Genomic DNA, 863 nt, shown 5'->3' with positions numbered 1-863 from the left:
CGCGCGGCGGCGCCCAATCCGATCGTGCCCAGTCCGATCGTGCCCAGGGTGGCCAGGGACGACAGCGCGGCGCGGCGGTTCAGGCGGGGGGTGGTCTCGTCCGTCATGCCGGGCAGTGTACAGAGATACGGGATGGGTGAACACCGGCCCCGAATGCGTACGGCATTCATGGAGGATCGGGTCGGGGTGACAATTTGTTTCGTTGCAACTGTTGGTAGACGCCGAGGCGATCGGTGACTTGCCAATGTCCGGTCAGCCTGTCGGACCTGTCGAACCCATAGGCGGTGGCGCCGGACATTTCAATCGTGTGTCCGGTTGCCGGAAAATCCGGCAGGTCGCCCAGGTGGGTCGCGTTCCACAGCCAGGTCATCACAACCGTGTCGCCGTCGGCGTAGAGGCCCTGAATGTCGAAATGCTGATCCGGAAAGGCGGCGCGCAACCGGATGACTCGCGCCTTGAAGCCGGCGAGGTCGAGCGTCATGCCGTTCCACGGGTCACCCGGGTCATGGCGGATCCGGTAGGTGGGCGCGAGATAGGCGGCTGCGCTGTCCGCATCGCCCTGATTCCAGACCTGGTGGATGAAATGACGCAGGCGGGTCTTGCGTGACCGTTCACTCACGAGACTGGTCCTGGGGCTGTTCCTGGGGCTGTGCGAGCTTGACGGCGTAGTCTCTGACGTCCTGGGGCCAGGACGCGGCGGCGCGGGCCAAGGCGTCGATGTCGTCGGCGAACAGGGCGCGGGCCGCGTCTTCGAAGCCGGGATAATCGCCGGCCAGCGCCGCCATGACGCGATAGGCGCGTTCATGCGCCAGGCGCCTTGCCGTTTGGCCGCCATCGGCCTTGCGCGCCTGATCGACAAGGCG

The 863-nt window shown here is 66.3% G+C and carries 2 protein-coding genes; both read right to left on the bottom strand.

The genetic code is table 11. From position 1 onward, the window contains the following. Nucleotides 1-166: 166 nt before the first annotated feature. Nucleotides 167-619 (bottom strand): ester cyclase, encoded by a 453-nt coding sequence (locus tag HUK84_RS20530; protein WP_176641842.1) that lies wholly within the window; start codon nt 617-619, stop codon nt 167-169. Beyond that, nucleotides 612-863: DUF2239 family protein (locus HUK84_RS20525; protein ID WP_176641841.1), on the bottom strand; the 252-nt coding region annotated here is incomplete at its 5' end. The genes HUK84_RS20530 and HUK84_RS20525, both read right to left, overlap by 8 nt.

This window comes from Nguyenibacter vanlangensis (assembly GCF_013376155.1).
GTDB classification, from domain to species: domain Bacteria; phylum Pseudomonadota; class Alphaproteobacteria; order Acetobacterales; family Acetobacteraceae; genus Gluconacetobacter; species Gluconacetobacter vanlangensis.
Note: the sequence above shows the minus strand (reverse complement) of the source record. Positions and strands in the feature narration are given on the sequence as shown.